Source organism: Azospirillum sp. (assembly GCF_035628975.1).
In the GTDB taxonomy this organism is placed as follows: domain Bacteria; phylum Pseudomonadota; class Alphaproteobacteria; order Azospirillales; family Azospirillaceae; genus Azospirillum.
Map to the genome: position 1 here is coordinate 135,432 of NZ_DASPIS010000103.1, position 18,765 is coordinate 154,196.

General features: G+C 68.0%; 15 protein-coding genes. 11 read left to right on the top strand and 4 right to left on the bottom strand.

Going from position 1 to position 18,765, the window contains the following annotated elements:
* Positions 1–44: 44 nt before the first annotated feature.
* A complete protein-coding gene (locus tag VD964_RS23595) occupies positions 45–1,451 on the top strand; it encodes an ActS/PrrB/RegB family redox-sensitive histidine kinase (protein ID WP_324870938.1) in 1,407 nt (468 codons plus the stop codon).
* A 36-nt stretch (positions 1,452–1,487) separates the two neighbouring features.
* The gene (locus tag VD964_RS23600; RefSeq protein ID WP_044553362.1) at positions 1,488–2,057 is read left to right on the top strand and encodes an ActR/PrrA/RegA family redox response regulator transcription factor; all 570 of its coding nucleotides are present in this window, start codon (positions 1,488–1,490) and stop codon (positions 2,055–2,057) included.
* A gap of 87 nt (positions 2,058–2,144) precedes the next feature.
* Here the strand turns inward: VD964_RS23600 and VD964_RS23605 are convergent, their stop codons facing one another.
* Both VD964_RS23605 and VD964_RS23610 read right to left on the bottom strand, forming a co-directional pair.
* Positions 2,145–2,348, bottom strand: coding sequence for a DUF2892 domain-containing protein (locus tag VD964_RS23605; RefSeq protein ID WP_324870939.1), 204 nt, complete (start codon positions 2,346–2,348; stop codon positions 2,145–2,147).
* A 288-nt stretch (positions 2,349–2,636) separates the two neighbouring features.
* On the bottom strand, positions 2,637–3,332 hold the full coding sequence (locus tag VD964_RS23610; RefSeq protein WP_324870940.1) for a Crp/Fnr family transcriptional regulator: 696 nt from the start codon (positions 3,330–3,332) through the stop codon (positions 2,637–2,639).
* Between the two features lie 393 nt (positions 3,333–3,725).
* Between VD964_RS23610 and VD964_RS23615 the strand changes: the two genes are divergently transcribed.
* The 8 genes from VD964_RS23615 (at position 3,726) to VD964_RS23650 (ending at position 15,096) form a co-directional block, all read left to right on the top strand.
* The gene (locus tag VD964_RS23615; RefSeq protein ID WP_324870941.1) at positions 3,726–5,882 is read left to right on the top strand and encodes a GumC family protein; all 2,157 of its coding nucleotides are present in this window, start codon (positions 3,726–3,728) and stop codon (positions 5,880–5,882) included.
* A 92-nt stretch (positions 5,883–5,974) separates the two neighbouring features.
* Positions 5,975–7,420: a flippase gene (locus VD964_RS23620; protein WP_324870942.1), complete on the top strand. Its 1,446-nt coding sequence runs from the start codon at positions 5,975–5,977 to the stop codon at positions 7,418–7,420.
* Positions 7,421–7,839: 419 nt separating this feature from the next.
* Positions 7,840–9,195, top strand: a complete 1,356-nt coding sequence (locus tag VD964_RS23625) for a nucleotide sugar dehydrogenase (RefSeq protein WP_324870943.1) — start codon at positions 7,840–7,842, stop codon at positions 9,193–9,195.
* Between the two features lie 35 nt (positions 9,196–9,230).
* On the top strand, positions 9,231–10,226 hold the full coding sequence (locus VD964_RS23630; protein WP_324870944.1) for an NAD-dependent epimerase/dehydratase family protein: 996 nt from the start codon (positions 9,231–9,233) through the stop codon (positions 10,224–10,226).
* A gap of 227 nt (positions 10,227–10,453) precedes the next feature.
* Entirely contained in the window at positions 10,454–11,419 is a 966-nt protein-coding gene (locus VD964_RS23635; protein WP_324870945.1) for a GDP-L-fucose synthase, read from the top strand.
* Between the two features lie 7 nt (positions 11,420–11,426).
* Positions 11,427–12,707, top strand: coding sequence for a glycosyltransferase family 4 protein (locus VD964_RS23640; RefSeq protein WP_324870946.1), 1,281 nt, complete (start codon positions 11,427–11,429; stop codon positions 12,705–12,707).
* Positions 12,704–13,945 carry a glycosyltransferase family 4 protein gene (locus VD964_RS23645; RefSeq protein ID WP_149222994.1) on the top strand — a complete coding sequence of 414 codons (1,242 nt, stop codon included), beginning with the start codon at positions 12,704–12,706 and terminating at the stop codon, positions 13,943–13,945. The genes VD964_RS23640 and VD964_RS23645 overlap by 4 nt, the downstream gene beginning before the upstream one ends.
* A gap of 2 nt (positions 13,946–13,947) precedes the next feature.
* Positions 13,948–15,096, top strand: a complete 1,149-nt coding sequence (locus VD964_RS23650; RefSeq protein ID WP_324870947.1) for a glycosyltransferase family 4 protein — start codon at positions 13,948–13,950, stop codon at positions 15,094–15,096.
* 141 nt (positions 15,097–15,237) lie between these two features.
* On the opposite strand, the gene VD964_RS23655 is transcribed toward VD964_RS23650, so the two are convergent.
* Positions 15,238–15,726 carry an Lrp/AsnC family transcriptional regulator gene (locus VD964_RS23655; RefSeq protein ID WP_324870948.1) on the bottom strand — a complete coding sequence of 163 codons (489 nt, stop codon included), beginning with the start codon at positions 15,724–15,726 and terminating at the stop codon, positions 15,238–15,240.
* Between the two features lie 136 nt (positions 15,727–15,862).
* Between VD964_RS23655 and hppD the strand changes: the two genes are divergently transcribed.
* Positions 15,863–16,936 carry a 4-hydroxyphenylpyruvate dioxygenase gene (hppD, locus tag VD964_RS23660; protein WP_324870949.1) on the top strand — a complete coding sequence of 358 codons (1,074 nt, stop codon included), beginning with the start codon at positions 15,863–15,865 and terminating at the stop codon, positions 16,934–16,936.
* A 156-nt stretch (positions 16,937–17,092) separates the two neighbouring features.
* On the opposite strand, the gene VD964_RS23665 is transcribed toward hppD, so the two are convergent.
* Positions 17,093–18,262, bottom strand: coding sequence for an AI-2E family transporter (locus VD964_RS23665; protein ID WP_324870950.1), 1,170 nt, complete (start codon positions 18,260–18,262; stop codon positions 17,093–17,095).
* Positions 18,263–18,765 lie beyond the last annotated feature (503 nt).

The window sequence follows — 18,765 nt, forward strand, 5'->3', positions numbered from 1 at the left end:
CAGGGGCATGCGGGCGACGGGCATGCAGGCCAGGGGTATGGATCATGGTGACGCTCGCCAGCGTATTGCCCGCCCCGGTTCCGGCCGCAGCACCGCCGCAATGGGCGCAGCCCGACGGCCGCATCACGTTGCGCACGCTGATCCTGATCCGCTGGGTCGCGGTGATCGGGCAGCTGGCGGCGGTCGGCTTCGTCAGCCTGGGCCTGGGCTTCCCGCTGCCGCTGGGGCCGGTTCTGGCCGCCATCAGCGCGTCGGCCCTGCTGAACGTGGTGGCGATGGCCCAGCAGGGCGGCCGGCTGCGGCTGGCCGACCGCGACGCCGCGCTGTATCTCAGCTACGACATGCTGCAGCTGACGCTGCTGCTCTATCTGACCGGCGGCCTGAGCAACCCCTTCGCCATCCTGCTGCTGGCGCCGATGACAGTGGGGGCCGCCATCCTGTCGCGCTACAGCACGGTGCTGCTGACCGGGCTGAACCTGATCTGCCTGACCGCGCTCGCCCTCTGGCACTTCCCGCTGCCGTGGGAGGAGCCGGTGCGCTCCATGGCGCCGCTCTATGCCTTCGGCGTGTGGCTGTCGCTGTCGGTGTCGTCGGTCTTCATCGCCGGCTATGTCTTCCGCGTCGCCGCCGAGGCGCGGCGCTTCGCCGACGCGCTCGCCGCCTCGCAGGTGGCGCTTGCCCGCGAACAGCGCCTCGGCGCGCTGGGCGCGCTCGCCGCGGCGGCTGCGCATGAGCTGGGTTCGCCGCTCGGCACCATCGCCGTGGTGGCGAAGGAACTGGCGCGCGACCTGCCGCCCGACAGCCCCTATGGCGAGGACGTCGAGCTTCTGCAGAGCCAGGTGATGCGCTGCCGCGAGATCCTGGCCGATCTGGCGCGCAAGCCCGAGGCCGACGGCGGCGACCCGTTCGAACGGCTGCCGCTGACCACGCTGATCGAGGCCGCTGCCGCACCGCATCGGCTGGGCCATATCGACTTCGTCGTGGAACCGCACCCGGTCGGCGGGGCGGAGGAACCTTTCCTGCGCCGCAGCCCGGAGATCATCCACGGTATCGGCAACTTCATCCAGAACGCCCACCAGTTCGCCCGCCACAAGGTGACGGTCGCCGCCGCCTGGGATGGCCACGGCGTCACCATCACGGTGATGGACGACGGCCCGGGCTTTCCGCCCCATCTGCTGGGCCGCATCGGCGAGCCGTACCTGTCCGTGCGCGGCGAGCGCTCCGGCCCCAAGGGGCAGACGGGCGGCGGACATATGGGGCTGGGCATCTTCATCGCGCAGACGCTGCTGGAGAAGACCGGCGCGACGGTGCGCTACACCAACAACTCCCCGACCAACAACCCGCCGGCCGGCACTCCGCCCGCTGATCAGACCGCCGGCGGACACTCCAATCAGGGCGGAACGGGTGCGCGGATTTCCGTGCGCTGGAAGACCATCAACGCCAAGAAATGAGGTTTCACGGTGGACACCCTGAAAACAACCGATGACCTGCTGTCGGGCGATGCCGTCAAACTGACATTCACTGGCGACGTCACCCGCAGCCTGCTGATCGTCGACGACGACGCCCCCTTCCGCACGCGGCTGGCCCGCGCCATGGAAAAGCGCGGCTTCAACGTCGTGGCGGTCGATTGCGTGCAACTCGGCATCGAGGTGGCGCAGGAATCCGCACCCGCCTTCGCGGTGGTCGACCTGCGGCTGGGCGACGGCAACGGGCTGGACGTGGTGTCCGCCCTGCGCGACGCCCGCCCCGACGCCCGCGTCGTCATGCTGACCGGCTATGGCAACATCGCCACCGCCGTCGCGGCGGTGAAGGCCGGCGCGGTCGACTATCTGCCCAAGCCCGCCGACGCCGACGCCGTCGAGTCGGCGCTGCTGGCCGACGGCCGCCCGCTGCCCCAGCCGCCGGAAAACCCGATGTCGGCCGACCGCGTGCGGTGGGAGCATATCCAGCGGGTCTTCGAACAGTGCGACCGCAACGTCTCCGAGACCGCGCGCCGCCTGAAGATGCACCGCCGCACCCTGCAGCGCATCCTGAACAAGCACGCCCCGCGCGCCTGACAGCGTGGCCCGGCGCTTTCTGCGAAAGCACGAACGGCCCGCCCCCGGAAAGGAGCGGGCCGTTCGCATGTCCGGCTGATGCGCCCGTCAGGCGGTGTGGTCTTCCGTGCGGCAGGTCTTGACGCCCAGCAGCGTGTAGGCCGGGCAGAAGCCGACGATCGCCGTCAGCAGCGGCACCAGCCCGACCAGCCCCCACAGTGTCTGCGGCCCGACGACGGTCAGCGAAAGCAGGATCAACCCGACGATGGCGCGCAGCGCGCGATCCACCGGGCCCACATTGCGGCAATTCATGGCGGCACCTGTCCCCTTGTTGAAGCGATGTCCGCGGGGCTCGCGTCCCGCATGAGGACCGGTGTAGGCCGTGGCGAGGCTTGCCGTCTGTGACGGAGTCACAGGGGGATAGGGCTCCGGCAATTCTCGACAGACGCTGATTGCCCCCTCCCTAACCCTCCCCCGCCCTCGGCCGGCCGAAGGCCGGTCCGATCGCGGGAGAGGGAACTGCCGCCGCTTCGCGTAATGCCCCCTCTCCCACCGCAGGTGGGGGAGGGTTGGGGAGGGGGCCCCGCAGCGACACTTCATTCACCGATCCTCCGCCAGTGCCATGAGCGCCGCGGGGTCGAGCACCTGGATCCGGCCGCGCGACAGGGCCACGAGGCCGCGGCGCTCGAACTCCTTCAGCTGGCGGCTCACCACTTCCCGCGCGGTGCCCAATTCCACGGCCAGCGCCTGATGCGTGATGTCCAGCCCGTCGGCGCCGTCGCGCCGGTCGGCCAGGAAACGGGCCAGGCGCAAATCGACGCGGCCGAAGGCGACCTCCTCGATCAGCATCATCATGCCGGTCAGCCGGTTGCCGAAGGACGCGAAGACGAAGTCGCGGAAGGCGGCGGAACGGGCTACTAGATCGTGGAAGGGGCCGGCCGCCAGCGCCACCGCGTCGATGTCGGTCTCGGCCACCGCTTCGGCGCTGTAGGGGTTGTCGGTCAGCAGGCAGGCGGTGGTGACGATGCAGGTCTCCCCGCGGGAGACGCGGTACAGCACGATCTCGCGCCCGGTTTCCGACGCCATCTGCACCCGCACGGCGCCGTCCAGCACCATCATGAAGGTGTGACAACGGTCGCCGGCACGGAACAGGACGGTTCCGCGGGGAACGTTCACCCGCCGGCCGGCGTTGCCCAGACAGGCTGCCGAATCCGGTTCCAGTCTGGCCAGAGTGGGGAAAAGCGCGGGGATCAGCGCAGCCCAGTCGGTCCGTTCGCCCGCTCGTTCGTTCGTCATGGAACCTGTCCTTCCGAGTAACCCCCATTATCCCCCGTCCTGTCTCTGCGGTCCATACTGCACTGCAACAGGGTCAGGAAGGCTACCCACTGCGCGCCCATTGCTCGCCGCATGCACTGGATGGCCGATGCAACGGCTGGACTAACACTGCGTTTCAGCCAATCGGACGAACCGCCGAGCCTGCCAGCCGGACAGCAGCCGCTGTCCGAAACGGCGGATCGGGCAAACGGACGGTCCTATGGCCGCGCTTTTGGTCGTTACGCGAGGAGGACCCCCTTGGCCACCCAGGAACTTCAGGATCAACCCCGACGCAACACCCCTGAGTCTCGGCGGGGCCCAGGTTCCGTCTCCCCCGGAATCTCCTACGATCTGTCGGCCAGTGCGGCCAGTGCGGTGCGCCGAACCACCGGGCTGTTGCGGCGGCACAAGCTGCTGATCGGCACGGTGATCGTGATCGGCACCGGACTGGCGGTCCTCGCCGCGTTCCGGATGACGCCGCTCTACACGGCCGAGACCCTGATCATGGTGGAGCACCGCAAGAACACCGTCCTCAATTTCGAGGGCGTGGTCTCCGACATGACGCCCGACATCAGCTCCCTGCAGAGCGAGGTCGCCATCCTGAAGTCGCCGGCCTTCGCCGAGAAAGTGGTGGCGAAGCTGAAGCTGATGAACGATCCGGAATTCAACGCCTCGCTGCGGCCGCCGCCCCCCGGCTGGGTGGCGGCGCTGAACCCGCGCAACTGGATTCCCGACAGCTGGAAGCAGACCAGCGACGTGCCGCTGTCGCCCGAGGAGATCGAGCGCAACCATCTGACCTCGGTGGTCAACGAGGTGCTCGACAACACGTCGGTCCGGCCGCAGGGCCGCTCCTACGTCATCGCCGTCAGCTTCGACAGCGAGGACCCGCGCAAGGCATCCCTGATCGCCAACACCATGGCCGACCTCTATCTGGTCGACCAGCTCGACGAGAAGTTCAAGGCGTCCAAGCGCGCCACCCAATGGCTGGAGGAACGGCTGGCCGACCTGCGCCGCGAAGCGCAGACCACCGGCGACGCGGTGGAGAAATACCGGACCCAGCATGGCCTGACCACCTCGTCGGTCAACGAAAGCACCGTCGTCGGCCAGCAGCTGAGCCAGCTGAACGCCGACTACATCCTGGCCCGCACCAAGCGGCAGGAGGCGGAGACCAAGCTGCGCGACGTCACCGCGATGGCCAATTCGCCGCGCGGCGCCTCGGCGGTCGGCGACGTGCTGGGATCTCCGCTGATCCAGGCCCTGCGCGAGCGCGAGGTCGACATCCAGCGTCAGATCGCCGACGCCACCAATCGCTACGGCAGCAAGCACCCGATGCTGCAGGCCCTTCAGAGCCAGCTGCGCGACCTGCAAGGCCAGATCAAGGCCGATGTCGGCAAGATCGTCTCCAACCTCAGCAACGAGGTGGAATTGGCGAAGGGCCGCGAGCAGGGGCTGAAGGCCAGCCTGGATCAGGCCGAGGCCAAGCAGAACGAGCAGCAGCAGGCGACCGTCGGCCTGCGCACCCTGGAACGCGACGCCACCACCGCGCAGTCGATGTACGAGGCGCTGCTGACCCGGTCGCAGCAGATCGCGGCGCAGACCGACATGCGCCAGCCCGACGCCCGTGTGGTGTCGGAAGCGTCGATCCCGCTCGACCCGTCGCAGCCCAACCGCAAGCTGATCGTGCTGCTGGCGCTGGTCGCGTCGGGCACGCTGGGCGTGCTTCTGGCCATGCTGCGCGAACGGGCCGACGGCGGTTTCCGCAGCCCGCACCAGTTCGAACTGGCGACCGGCGTGCGCAGCCTGGGCATCGTGCCGCGCATTCCGCGCTTCGGCGGATCGCCCGCCAGCTATGTGGTCGACAAGCCGATCTCCGCCTTCGCGGAATCGATGCAGAACCTGCGCACCTCGCTTCTGCTCGCCAATCCGGACGGGCGGCACCGGGTGATCCTGTTCAGCTCGTCGGTTCCGGGCGAGGGCAAGAGCTCCGTCGCCGCGGCCTTCGCCCGTACCTGCGCCAACGCCGGGCAGCGGACGATCCTGGTCGACTGCGACCTGCGGCGGAAGAGCCTGCACGAGATGCTGGGCATGGCCAACAACCGCGGCCTGTCGGAGGTGCTGGCCGGTACCGCGGCGCTGGAGGACGTCATCCAGGTCGATCCGCGCACCGGCCTGCACGTCATCCCCGCCGGTCACGGCCCGTCGCTGCCGCAGGATGCCCTGGGCTCGTCCGGCATGCATCAGCTGCTGTCGCGCCTGTCGGTCAACTACGACCGCGTGGTCCTGGATTCGCCGCCGGTCCTGGCGGTGTCGGAAGGCAAGCTGCTGGCGGCGCTCGCCGACCAGACCGTCTTCATCGTCCGCTGGGGGTTGACCAAGCGAGGCACCGCCATGGCCGGCCTGAAGGAGGTGGTCGAAGCCGGCGGCGAGGTGGTGGGCGTCCTGTTCAGCCAGGTCGATACCCGGCGCCATGCCCAGTACGAGTTCCCGGACAGCGGTAGATACCACGGCTATCGCCGCTACTACGCGAACTGAGGATGGCTTCCCCCCTCTCCCGCCCCACAGGGCGGGAGAGGCCGTTTTGCCCTGCGTATCGAAGATACTGTCCACCACCGAAGAGCCTGTGAATGTCAGCTGGCCACCGCATCTTCCGGAACATCCGAGCCCTTGCCGCCGCAAAGGCGGCGACGATGGCGAGCGGGCTGGTCACCGCCGCCTGGACCGCGCGGGTGTTGGGCCCGGACAGCTTCGGCGTGCTGGGGTTCGGCACTTCGCTGATGGCCTATGCTGCCCTGTTCGTGAACATGGGCCTGTCCACCTACGCAATCCGCGAGATCGCGCGCGACCGCGACCAGGCCGCCGAATTGTCGGAGCATGTACTGACCCTTCGCACCGTCCTGGCCCTGCTGGTCGGTGCCATTTATGCAGTCTTCATCCTGTCGCTGGACAAGCCGATGGAGGTGAAGGCGGTTCTTCTGGTGCAGGCGGTCCAGCTGCTCGGGAACGCCCTGGTGCTCGACTTTGTTTACCAGGCGACCGAGAAGATGGGGGTGATCGCCACGCGCGAGATCGGGACATCCATCGGTTCCATGCTGCTCGTCTTCCTCCTGGTGCGTGGACCTGAGGACGCCATCACCGCAGCCGCCATCACCGGCGGCTCCATCACCGTCAACGCGCTGATCATGATCGGCCGTTTCCGCCGCGATTTCGGCACGCTGCGCCCGAGGATCGACCTGAAGGTGTGGCGGGAGATCCTGACGGCAGCGACGCCGATGGCGGTCGGCGTCTTCGCCTGGGCGATCTTCACCCATCTGGACGTGGTGATGCTGGGTTTCCTGGCCCCGCACACCGAGGTCGGCTGGTACAGCGCGGCGGTGAAGATCCAGACCCTTGCCAATCTGGTCGGCAACATCGTGATGAACGCCTTCCTGCCGCAATTGGCTGCCTCTTATGGCGAGATCGGGCCGATGCGCGACCGGATGCGCGCCTATGCCGGCGTCATGCTGGCGGTCGGCGGGCTGGTCGTTGCCGGCGGCTTCGCCCTGGCGCCGGTCATCCTGGGCACGCTGTTCGGCGACGCCTACGCCCCGGCGACGCTGGCGCTGCGGCTGCTGATGCTGGCCTCGGCGGTGGTCTACGCCAACATGATCCTGGGCAACCCGCTGCTCGTCTGGCACCGGCAGACCGGCTACATGATCGCCATGCTGTCGGGTGGCGCGCTGAACGCCCTGCTGAACATCTGGTGGATTCCCCGCTACGGCATCGAGGGCGCCGCGATGGCGACCTTCACCGCGGAGCTGGCCGCCACCGTCGCCATCGCCTGGATCCACCGTCGGGCGGTGGGCGAGCTGTATGTCGGGATAACCGCGCGGGCGATGCTGTGCGCCGGCGCGGCCATCGGAGCGGCCTTCGCCCTGGCCCATGTCGGCGCCCCGTTCTTCGACCGCATGCCGGCGCTGGTGCATTTCGTCGCCGGCAGCGCGGCGATGGTCGTGGTCTACGCGCTGGTGGCCGTCCTGACCGGCTTGGTGCGCCCGAAAAGGCTGCGCCGGCTGACCAGCGCAACGGCGTGAAGGAGGTGAAGCATGACAGTCCGGTTGTCTGGCCCGGTGATCGCACCCGACAATTTTGCAAGGCCGTCCTTCGGTTTTCGGCTGCGGGAACGGAATGTGCCTATTGCACCACTTTCGAACGTCTCTGTTGGTGCCTCCAAGCATTCATTCAGGCGCGGCGAGGGTTAGTACTATTAATACGGCCGTGATCTGCAATCATGGTCTTTTCATCGGACGGCGATTTCTGAAACACTTCGCGCTGCACAACGCCGGTAACGAGGTACTTCATCGTCACGGCGAAGTCACAACAAGAAAACAATTTCGAATTTCGAGGTTTCTCCGTCTGCATCCTTGGAGACAGGGCAGGGCAGTCGGGGCGTCTCCAAACTCTCGGCAACCCGCCGCCGGTGGCGGGGCCTCAGCAAACGGCAGGAGCGACGATGCTTCCCAAGACTTTTTCCGATCGTAACGTCTGCGTCCTCGGGCTCGGCTATGTCGGCCTGACGCTGGCGGTGGCGATGGCGGACGCCGGCTTCCAGGTGCATGGGGTCGAGGTGCGGCAGGACGTGCTCGACAAGCTCGGCCAGGGCAACCCGCACTTCCACGAGCCGGGCCTGACGGAGAAGCTGCGCCACGTCATCGCACGCGGTCGCTTCACCTTCAGCCGCAACCAGCAGGATTGCAGCAAGGCCAGCGTCTTCATCATCACGGTCGGCACGCCGCTGAGCAAGGACGGCCGGGTCCGCACCGACATGATCGAGGCGGCCACCCGTCAGGTCGCCAGCTGCCTGCACGACGGCGATCTGGTCATCCTGCGCTCCACCGTGAAGCTGGGCACCACCCGCAACGTCGTGGCGCCGATCCTGCGCGCCACCGGCAAGCAGTTCGACATCGCCTTCTGCCCGGAGCGCACGCTGGAAGGCCAGGCGCTGCTGGAGCTGAACCAGCTGCCGCAGATCATCGGGGCGGAGAGCCTGGACGTCGCCACCCGCGCGGCGCAGATCTTCGGCTTCCTGACGCCGACCACCGTCAAGGTTTCCACGCTGGAGACGGCGGAACTGATCAAGCTGGTCGACAACACCTACCGCGACGTCACCTTCGCCTTCTCCAACGAGATCGCCAAGCTGTGCAACGCCATGGAGATCTCGGCGGTCGAGGTGGCGCGCGCCGGCAAGCTGGGCTATCCGCGCACCAACCTCCCGCTGCCCGGTCCGGTCGGCGGCCCCTGCCTGGAGAAGGACCCCCACATCCTGATCGAGGCGGCGCGCGAGGTCGGCGTCGACATGGCGATCACCGCCGCCGGCCGTCTGGTCAACGAAAGCCAGCCGGTCGAGGTCGCCGACTTCCTCGGCAAGCTCGCCCGCTCCATGCAGGGCTTCCCGGAGGCGCCGACCATCAGCCTGATGGGCCTCGCCTTCAAGGGCCGGCCGGCGACCGACGACCTGCGCGGCACCATGGCCAAGCCGGTGCTGGAGGAACTGCGCCAGCGCTTCCCCACCGCCCGGCTGCGCGGCTTCGACGCGGTGGTGCGCCCCGACGACATCCGCTCCTTCGGTCTGGAGCCGGCGGCCAACATGACCGAGGCGGTGTCCGGCGCCAATCTGGCGGTCATCCTGAACAACCACCCGGTCTTCACCTCGATGCCGCTGCCGGATCTGGCTCAGCGGATGGACCGGCCGGGCGTGATCTACGACTTCTGGAACAACTTCAACAGCCGCGATGTCGACCTGCCGGACGGCACCGCCTACGTGGCTCTCGGCAGCCATGGGGCCGCCCGCTACGCGCATGTGGCCTGACGTTCATCCAGGCCTCCAAGGGGAATCGAACCGACATGAAACACTATCTCGTCACCGGCGGCAGCGGCTTCATCGGCGCCGCCCTGGTCCACCGGCTGGTCCGTGACGGCCACCGCGTCCGCGTGCTGGACGACAACTCGCGCGGGCATACCGGGCGGCTGGCCGGCGTGCTGGACGATGTGGAGTTCGTCCAGGGCGACATCCGCGACCCGGCCGCCGTGCGCGGGGCGGTGCAAGGCGTCGACGGCGTGCTGCATCTGGCCGCCGTCAACGGCACCAAGCATTTCTACGAGAAGCCGGAAGTGGTCCTGGACGTCGGCGTACGCGGCATGCTGAACGTGCTGGACGCCTGCCGTGCCGACGGTGTGGGCGACCTCGTCGTCGCCTCCTCGTCGGAAGCCTACCAGACCCCGCCGGTGGTGCCGACGCCGGAGGACGTGCCGCTGGTGGTGCCGGACGTGCTGAACGCCCGCTACAGCTACGGCGGCTCGAAGCTGATCTCGGAGCTGCTGGCCATCAACTGGGGCCGCAGCGGCTTCGACCGCGTGGCGATCTTCCGTCCGCACAATGTCTACGGCCCCGACATGGGCTGGGAGCATGTGGTGCCGGAGTTCTCCCGCCGCGCGGTGGAGGCGATCGCTTCCCATCCCAGCGGGCCGGTTCCCTTCCAGATCCAGGGCGACGGCCGCCAGACCCGCGCCTTCGTCCACATCGACGACGCCATCGACGGCATCGTGACGGTGGTCGACAAGGGCGAGCATCTCGGCATCTACCATGTCGGCAACCCGGAGGAGGTCACCATCGCCGACCTCGCCCGGCAGACGGTGTCCTGCCTCGGCCGCGAGGCCCAGGTGATGCCCGGTCCGGCGGCTCCCGGCGGCACCGACCGTCGCAGCCCCGACATCGCCAAGTTGACCGCGCTGGGCTTCACCCCGCGCATCCCGCTCTCCGCCGGCCTGCCCGGCGTGGTCGAGTGGTACGCGGAGCGTGCGCGGGCGGAGTTGGGGCGCATGGGGCAGGCGGCGGAGTAGGGGGCGTTCTCCGCCCCCTCCCTAACCCTCCCCCGCTCTCGGCCGGCCCAAGGCCGGTCCGATCGCGGGAGAGGGGACTGCCGCTGTCCTTTGAAGGACTTCAGCAAGCGTTCTACCCCCTCTCCCGCGATCGGACCGGCCTTGGGCCGGCCGAGAGCGGGGGAGGGATGGGGAGGGGGCTTAGGAGCCTCCCCCCCAAGACACCTCTTCATCAGGAGACGGCCCGCATGGACCGCAACAGCCGTATCTTCGTCGCCGGTCACCGGGGACTCGTCGGGTCCGCCATTCTGCGGCGGCTGACCGAGGCCGGGCACACCGACCTGGTGATCCGCGACCGGTCGCAGCTCGACCTGACCGACCAGGCGGCGGTGCGCGCCTTCTTCGACCGCGAGGGGATCGAGCATGTGATCCTGGCCGCGGCGAAGGTGGGCGGCATCCTCGCCAACGACCGCTTCGGCGGCGACTTCATCCGCGACAACCTGCTGATCCAGAACAACGTCATCGACGCCGCGTGGCGCGCCGGCGTGAAAAAGCTGCTGTTCCTGGGCTCCTCCTGCCTCTACCCGAAGCATGCCGAGCAGCCGATCAAGGAGGAGGCGCTGCTGTCCGGCCCGATGGAGCCGAGCAACAAGCCCTACGCCGTCGCCAAGATCGCCGGCATCACCATGTGCCAGGCCTACCGGCGCCAGTACGGCTTCAACGCCATCTGCGCCATGCCGTCCAACCTGTACGGGCCCGGCGATCATTTCGATCCGGAGACCTCGCACGCGCTGCCGGGTATGATCCGCCGCTTCCACGATGCCAAGCTGGCGGGCGACCCGACGGTGACGCTGTGGGGCACCGGCACGCCGCGGCGCGAGTTCCTCTATGTCGACGACATGGCGGATGCCTGCCTGCACCTGATGGACCATTACGACAGCGAGGAGATCATCAATGTCGGCCCCGGCGACGACATCGCCATCGCCGACCTCGCCGCACTGATCCGCGACACCGTCGGCTACACCGGCACGCTGACCCACGACCTGAGCAAGCCCGACGGCCACCCGCGCAAGCTGATGGACGTGTCGCGCCTGTTCGCCACCGGCTGGCGTCCCAAGGTGTCGCTGGAGGAGGGGCTGCGCCGCACCTACGACTGGTTCCTGGAGAACGCCGCTCCGGACAGTCGCCAAGCCCCGAAGCAGGCTGCGGAGTAAAGCCCCGATGCCGGACGATTCCATCCATCTGCGGGAGCCGGTCATCGACCGGCCGTCCAGCTCGCTTTCCCTGTCGGACGTGCCCGTGCCGGAAGAGCTGCTGCTGGTGGCGCAGAGCTATTGGCCGGAGCCGGCCGGCAGCGCGCCGATGATGACCGACCTCGCCACCGCCTTCGCGGCGGCCGGGGCCGAAACGACCGTGCTGACCGCGCGGCCCAACTATCCCGGCAACAAGGTCTATGACGGCTACGCCGACGGGGCGCAGGACAGCAAGACGGTGGACGGGGTGCTGATCGAGCGCCTGCCCACCATCCCGCCGGCCGGCGGCGGCATGAAGGCCCGGCTGATCCACGAGGGCGTGCTGCATGCCGGTTTCGCCGCCGCACTCGCCCGCGGCCGGGTCGGGCGGCACGACGCGGTGCTGTCGCTCTGCCCATCGATCCTGTCGGTGGCCATCGCCGACCGGCTGACCACGCCGGGCGGCCGCCACGTCGCCATCGTTCACGACATCCAGTCCGGCCTCGCCGGCGCGCTCGGGATGGGCGGCAAGGCGGCGGTCAAGGCGATCCGCGCCATGGAGCGCACGGCGCTGAACCGCGCCGACGCCATCGTCGTCCTGTCGGAGCCGATGCGCGGCGTGCTGGAGGAGCTGGGCGTCACCAGGCCCATCCATGTGATCCCGCCCCATGTCGATGCCGACGCCGTCCATCCGCTGCCGCGCCCCGACCAGCCGCCGACCGCGCTCTACAGCGGCGCCTTCGCCCGCAAGCAGGGGCTGGAGCAGGTGCTGGACATGGCCGGCCATCTGGCCGAGCTGATGCCGCAGGCCCGCGTCAAGATGCGCGGGCAGGGCGGGTTGGAGGAGGAGTTGAAGTCGCGCGCCCGCGCCATGGGGCTCGGCAACGTGATCTTCCAGCCGCTGGCGCCCAAGGACCAGTTGAACGAAGCGATGGCGGAGGGCGACGTCCATCTCGTGCCCCAGCGTCCCGAAGGAGCGGCCTTCGCCATGCCCGGCAAGGCGGTGACCATCCTCGCCGCCGGCCGGCCCTTCGTCAGCACCTGCCTGCCGGGTTCGGCGCTCGCCACGCTGGAGGCGCAGGTCGGCGCCTTCCTGTGCACCCCGCCGGAGGAGCCGCGCGCCATGGCGGAGGCGGTGGCGGCATTGCTGTCCGATTCCGCCCGCGCAACCGCCATGGGCCGCCGCGGCCGCGCCTGGGTGGAAGCGAACGCCACCCGTGCCGTGGCGCTCGACCGATACGCCCGTCTTCTGTTGGGAGAGGCAGCATGAAGAAGCCCGCGCTGGTCTTCAGTTGGGAAATGTTCGGCCCCTACCACATGGACCGGCTGGAAGCCGTCGGCCGCCGACTGGGCCATGTCTATGACGTGATCGGGCTGGAGGTCGGGTCGAAATCGCACACCTACGCCTGGGACTCGACCGGAACGGGACAGAACTTCCGCAAGATCACCCTGTTCCCCGGCCAGTCGAAGGCCGACCTGTCGAAGGCCGCGGTCTACCGCGCCCTGCTGCGCGAATGCCGGCGCGTCGACGCGCGCTTCGTCTTCCTGTGCCATTACGAGGATCCGGACGTCTTCGCGCTAGCCCTGACCATGCGGCTGACGGGGCGCAAGGTCATCAACATGAATGCGTCCAAATACGACGACAAGCCGCGCATCCTGTGGCGGGAGATGGTCAAGAGCGTCTTCTACTCCCCCTATCAGGCGGGGATCGGCGGCAGCCACCGCACGGTGGATTACTTCCGCCTGTTGGGACTCCCGAAAGACAGACTCTATATCGGGTACGACACGCTGTCCCTGGACCGCATCCGGCGGCTGTCCGGGATGGAGCCGGCCCCTGGGGGAGTACCCTTCGCCGACCGCCACTTCACCATCATCGCGCGTTTCGTCCCGAAGAAGAACTTGTTCCGGGCGGTCGAAGCCTACGACATTTACCGGCGGCTGGCCGGTCCGGCCGCCCGTCCGCTCCACCTCTGCGGGTCCGGTCCCCTGGAGGCGGATCTGCGGGCCGAGGTGACCCGGCGCGGGCTGGACGGATCGATCATCTTCCGCGGTTTCCTGCAGGAGAAGGGGATCGCTGAAACGCTGGGGTCCACGCTGTGCCTGCTTCTGCCGTCCTTGGAGGAGCAGTTCGGTCTGGTGGTGAACGAGGCATTGGCCATGGGGGTTCCGACCATCCTGTCCGATCAGTGCGGCGCCCGCGACGTGCTGATCCGCAGCGGCCTGAACGGCCACATCGTGGAGCCGGACAACCCCGAGGGGCTGGCGCGCTACATGCTGTCGGTCGCGGGGGATGAGGATGAATGGCGCCGTCTGAGCCTGAACGGGCGGCCTTTCCAGGCCTTGGCCGATGCCAGCTTCTTCGCCCAGTCGGTGGAGAAGGCCGTGGTGGCGCTGGGCGGCCCGAAGGCGGAGCGCAGCGCGGACACGGAGTATGCGTCCGACTATTCCGCCGACCCGGAGGGTGGCCAGCATGGCCGGTCCGCCGGAGCGGCACTGACCGGGAGTTGACGATGGAACGGAACGCGCGCACCCATGTGGTCGTCTCGGGACGGCTGCCGCCGCCGGTGGACGGGATGAGCCGGGTGACCGCCCTGGTGCTGGAACGTCTCCAGGACCGCATGCGGGGGCGCGGCCGTGTCGAGGTGGCCGACCTGTCGCCGGGATGGAACGGCGGCGGCGCCGCCTACCACCTGCGCAAGATGGCGCGGGTGTTCGGGACCATGGGGCGGTTGGCTGCCGGGCTGAGCAAGGCCGACCGGCGCTTCTACATGCCGGTCGATTCGGGTTGGGGTGCGCTTTACACCGCGGCGCTTGCCGGCACCGCGCGCCTGTTCGGCTACGAGCGGGTGCTGCACCACCATTCCTTCGCCACCATCAGCAAGCCGACCTGGCGGATGCGGCTGCTGACCCGGGTGGCCGGTGCCGACTGCACCCATGTGCTGCTGTGCCCGGCGATGCAGATGCGGTTCCAGTCGATCTATCCGGCGGCGCGCAGCTGCATGACCATGTCCAACGCCATCTTCTCCGTCCCAGACGCGATCCCGCGCCCGCGGCGCGACGGCCCGCTGCGCATCGGCCACCTGTCGAACCTGTGCAGCGAGAAGGGGTTGGACACGCTGTTCGCCCTGCTGCGCGCCCTGCAACTGGACGGGGTGGACGCCAAGCTGGTGCTGGCCGGCCCCGGCCTGAAGCCGAAGGACAATGCGATGATCGCCGCCGGGCTGATGGCCTTCGACGGGGCGGTCGAGTATCACGGCCCGGTCCATGGCGAGGCCAAGGAGGCGTTCTACCGCGACATCGACGTCTTCGTCTTCCCCACCCGCTACCGCAATGAAGCGCAGCCGCTGGTCCTGTTCGAGGCGATGGCCGCCGGCGTGCCGGTTGTGGCCTATGAGCGCGGCTGCATCGGTTCCGACATCCCGGCCGACGGGCTGGTCCCGCAGGATGCCGACTTCGTGAAAGCGGCATTGCCGATCCTGGCGGCCTGGGCCGACGACCGCGAGGCTCTGGCCGTCGCGTCCGCCCAGACGCTGACCCGCGCACGGGTGGCTTACGAGACCAGCCGCACCGGCCTGGACCTGCTGCTCGACCGCATCGCCGGCCCGCACCCCGCGACCGCCGCCGCCGCCGTGCCGGCCAAGCGCAGGGTGGCGGGGTAGGGGAGGCCACCGCTTCATCGGCCGTCATTCCCGCGAAGGCGGGAATCCAGGCGGCTCGGCAGCCGAACCGCGGAGTTTCCTGGATCCCCGCCTTCGCGGGGATGACGGCTGAAAGACGTGGCTGCGGCAGGCGCAACCACACTACACCCCGCCACCCAAAGTCCCACCCAACGGCAGCGCCGTCTCGAACTTGATCTCCTTCAGGGCGAAGTTGGAGCGGATGCGGACCTGGAAGGGCAGCTGGAAGACGAACTCCTCCAGGAAGCGGTTGTAGTCGGCGATCGCCCGCACCGCGACCCGCAGCAGATAGTCGGCATCGCCCGACACCGCATAGCATTCCAGCACCTCCGGCCGCTTGCGCACCGCGTCGATGAAGACGGCGGCGGTCTCGGCCGAATGGTGGTCGAGCGTCACATGGGCGAACACGCACTCCCCCACCGACGCCGCCTTTGGATCGACCAGCGCCGTGTAGCGGCGGATCACCCCTGTCTCCTCCAGCGAGCGCAATCGGCGCCAGCAGGAGGAGGGGGAGGTGCCGACCCGGTCGGCAAGCTCCTGCACGGTCAGGCGCGAATCCTCCTGCAGGGCGATCAGGATTTTGACGTCGATTTCCGATAGAGTGGCAGGCAACGGACGGTTTCTCCGACTGGGCGCCGTTCAGCGAAAAATCCTGCCAAAATCATAGGTGTGCCGGCCCCACTTTGAAAGCTATTTCCACGAACAGTCCGGCATACTGATCGCATAACAAACCAAGGGAGATGCGATCATGGCCGACATGTGGGAAAACCCGATGAAGACCGACGGATTCGAGTTCATCGAATTCACCGCGCCGGACACCGTGGCGCTGGGCCGCCTGTTCGAGCAACTGGGCTTCTCGGCGATCGCCCGCCACCGGTCCAAGGACGTGACGCTCTATCGCCAGGGCGACGTGAACTTCATCGTCAATGCCGAGCCGTCGGGCTTCCCACGCAATTTCGCCGCCCAGCACGGCCCGTCGATCTGCGCCATCGCCTTCCGCGTCGCCGACGCCGCCTTCGCCTACCGCCGTGCGGTGGACCTCGGCGCCTGGGGCGTCGAGAACCGAGTCGGCGCGATGGAGTTGAACATCCCCGCCATCAAGGGCATCGGCGATTCGCTGATCTACCTCGTCGACCGCTATGGCGAGCGCGGCAGCATCTATGAGGTCGATTTCGTGCCGCTGCCGGGTGTGGATCAGCATCCAAAGGGCGCCGGCCTGACCTACATCGACCACCTGACCCACAACGTCCACACCGGGCGGATGGAGGAGTGGGCCGGCTTCTACACCCGCCTGTTCGGCTTCCGCGAGATCCGCTACTTCGACATCGAAGGCAAGCTGACCGGCCTGCGGTCGAAGGCGATGACCAGCCCCTGCGGCAAGATCCGCATCCCGATCAACGAGTCCGCCGACAACAAGTCGCAGATCGTCGAATATCTGCGCGACTACAAGGGTGAAGGCATCCAGCACGTCGCGCTCGGCACCAACGACATCGTCCACACGGTGGAGACGATGCGCGGCCTGGGCACCCCGTTCCAGGACACGCCCGACACCTATTACGAGCGCATCGACGCCCGCGTGCCTGGCCACAACCAGGATCTGAAGCGGCTCCAGGCCAACCGCATCCTGGTCGACGGCGCGCCGACCGAGGGCCAGGGCCTGCTGCTGCAGATCTTCACCCAGAACGTCATCGGCCCGATCTTCTTCGAGATCATCCAGCGCATCGGCAACGAGGGCTTCGGCGAAGGCAACTTCAAGGCGCTGTTCGAATCCATCGAGCTCGACCAGATCCGCCGCGGCGTGCTGAGCGAAAACGCGGCCTGATCTTCAGGCGCGCTTCACAGCCAGGGTTCCGAACGCCGTCCGGTCGCAAGGCCGGGCGGCGTTTCCGCTTTGGGACGCACTTGAACTAAATTTCCATAATGATAGTTATGCATTTTCGGTGCGCCCTCAAGGCCGGCGCATTCGCGCCGGTCCGGGTCACTCCGCCCGTGTGTGGGCGTCGAAGCGTTCCCGATCGCTCTTGTCGCTCATGAAGATGGCGAAGGGGCGCAACGCGTCGGCGTGGTTCAGGGTGATGGCGATCAGCACGGCCATCGGGGCCGCCAGCAGCGCGCCGGCGGCTCCCCACAGCCAGCTCCACAGCAGAAGCGCGATCATCACCACCAGCGGCGAGATCGCCAGCTGCTTGCCCTGCATGTGCGGCGCCACGAAGTTGCCCATCACCTGCTCGATCACCAGCAGGCCGGCGGCGACGGCCGTCGCGGTGCCGGCGTCCTTGGTCGCCACGGTCAGCAGGACCGGAAGCGCCCCGGCCACCACCGATCCCACCACCGGCACATAGTTCAGCAGGAAGGCCAGCAGGCCCCACAGCAGGACCAGATCCACCCCGAACAGCGACAGCCAGCCGATATAGAGCGCAGCGGTGATAAGCCCCAGCACGCTGCTGACCACCAGATAGCGGCGGAACTGCTGGGCGATGGCGGCCACCGCCTCCACGGCGGTTTGGCAGCGCTCGCGGCCCAGCGTCATGACGATCTTTTCGCGCCAGATCGGCGCCTCCAGTTGCATCAGCAGGGCGAGGAAGACGGTCAGCACCAGAATGGAGGCCGTCTGGCCGGCCGATGAGAGGGCCGCCTTGGCGAAGCCGGTGATCGGGTCGGCCGGCACCTCGCCGCCGCCCTGCCCGACCTGCTGGCCGCTCCCCTGCCCGGCCGCCGGCCCCAGATCGGCCTTGGCGCCCTGGATCCACTGGTTGACCTTCGCCCACAGCTTGCCCAGCGCCTCGGCATATTGCGGGAAATCCTCCGCCACGCGCTGTGCCACCAGCGCCATGCCGCCGAAGAAGGCGGCCAGGATGCCCAGGATCAGCAGCATCGATGCGGCCAGTCCCAGCCAGGACAGGCGGCGCGGCACCCGCTCGCGCATCCAGCGGCTGACCGGGGCGACGGCGACGGCGACGAAGAAGGCCGAGATGACCGGGATCAGAATCGAGGCTGCCGCCTGCAGCAGCCAGAGTACCGCCACCCCGGCCAGGATGCCGAGCAGCCAGAGGGCGAGGTTGACGCGGTCGATGCGCCCCCTGCCCTGCCGCTGCCCGTCATCCCCCTGGCCGTCATCCCAGCGCCCGCCATCCGTTCCGCTGTCCACGCTCTCCGCCTCCGCATGCCGATCCTGCGCCGCCGGGACGCTCGTTCTAGACGCAGTTCCGGGCCTTTAGGTTCCATTCGCCCGACAGGGTGCCTCCCGCGGGAGGTGATCCCGTCACGCCAAGTCAGCGGTCCAAAAAAGTAGCGTTTGAGCTTATTTCGCAACGCTTTCGACAAATACAAACAGTCAGGCTCAAGGTGGCTGGCGAAAATCTGCCGATCACCCGATCCGGGTTTCTACTGAGCGCGGAAGTTTCGTTTTTGGCTGAATCATGACCAAGGAGCGATGCCCGTTTTTTGTCTCATTCATGCCACGGGAAACCGCCTCATTCATAATTTCCTAACCATAAGTGTTAGTACCCAATTAAGGCTAACAGACGAGCCTGCGGAACAAGGCGATACCCATAAAGCGGAGTTCCAAAATGGCTACCACCAACACCGACGGCACGATCCAGGTCACCTTCGCGGTCAATGCCTGGGGCACCGTGGCCGGCGGGAAATGGC

Excerpts from the sequence above, each read along its gene's own strand:
- VD964_RS23605 (WP_324870939.1), bottom strand. The coding sequence starts at position 2,348 with ATGAATTGCCGCAATGTGGGCCCGGTGGATCGCGCGCTGCGCGCCATC.
- VD964_RS23620 (WP_324870942.1), top strand. The coding sequence starts at position 5,975 with ATGTCAGCTGGCCACCGCATCTTCCGGAACATCCGAGCCCTTGCCGCC.
- VD964_RS23630 (WP_324870944.1), top strand. The coding sequence starts at position 9,231 with ATGAAACACTATCTCGTCACCGGCGGCAGCGGCTTCATCGGCGCCGCC.
- VD964_RS23650 (WP_324870947.1), top strand. The coding sequence starts at position 13,948 with ATGGAACGGAACGCGCGCACCCATGTGGTCGTCTCGGGACGGCTGCCG.
- VD964_RS23640 (WP_324870946.1), top strand. The coding sequence starts at position 11,427 with ATGCCGGACGATTCCATCCATCTGCGGGAGCCGGTCATCGACCGGCCG.
- VD964_RS23625 (WP_324870943.1), top strand. The coding sequence starts at position 7,840 with ATGCTTCCCAAGACTTTTTCCGATCGTAACGTCTGCGTCCTCGGGCTC.
- VD964_RS23595 (WP_324870938.1), top strand. The coding sequence starts at position 45 with ATGGTGACGCTCGCCAGCGTATTGCCCGCCCCGGTTCCGGCCGCAGCA.
- VD964_RS23635 (WP_324870945.1), top strand. The coding sequence starts at position 10,454 with ATGGACCGCAACAGCCGTATCTTCGTCGCCGGTCACCGGGGACTCGTC.
- VD964_RS23645 (WP_149222994.1), top strand. The coding sequence starts at position 12,704 with ATGAAGAAGCCCGCGCTGGTCTTCAGTTGGGAAATGTTCGGCCCCTAC.
- hppD (WP_324870949.1), top strand. The coding sequence starts at position 15,863 with ATGGCCGACATGTGGGAAAACCCGATGAAGACCGACGGATTCGAGTTC.
- VD964_RS23610 (WP_324870940.1), bottom strand. The coding sequence starts at position 3,332 with ATGACGAACGAACGAGCGGGCGAACGGACCGACTGGGCTGCGCTGATC.